This window comes from Monashia sp. HAY1-2A (assembly GCF_056755315.1).
In genome coordinates this window covers 1-240 of the sequence record NZ_JBNDHY010000729.1, presented here as the reverse complement: position 1 = coordinate 240, position 240 = coordinate 1, and the positions used below count along the sequence as shown (strand labels likewise).

Here is a 240-nt window from a genome sequence, read left to right as displayed (position 1 = left end):
AATATAAACAGCGGCAGCGGCTTCACCAAGGTTGATTCCATCGCGGTTTTTGTCGTATGGTTTGCAGATTTCCATTCCTATTGCCTGGAAAGAATTAAATCCGGAAACCACAAACTCTGAAATTTCGTCACCGGCAATGACAAAAGCATCCTTGTATTTTCCTGCCCGAATCATGTTTTTCGCAACAGCGATAGACATTACTCCGGAAACGCAGGCATTGGAAACAACAATGGGTTTAGT

The 240-nt window shown here is 43.3% G+C and carries 1 protein-coding gene; it reads right to left on the bottom strand.

The features are described from left to right. The coding region (locus ACPYOM_RS23700) for a beta-ketoacyl synthase N-terminal-like domain-containing protein (protein ID WP_481347861.1) at window positions 1-240 on the bottom strand (240 nt) is incomplete at both ends.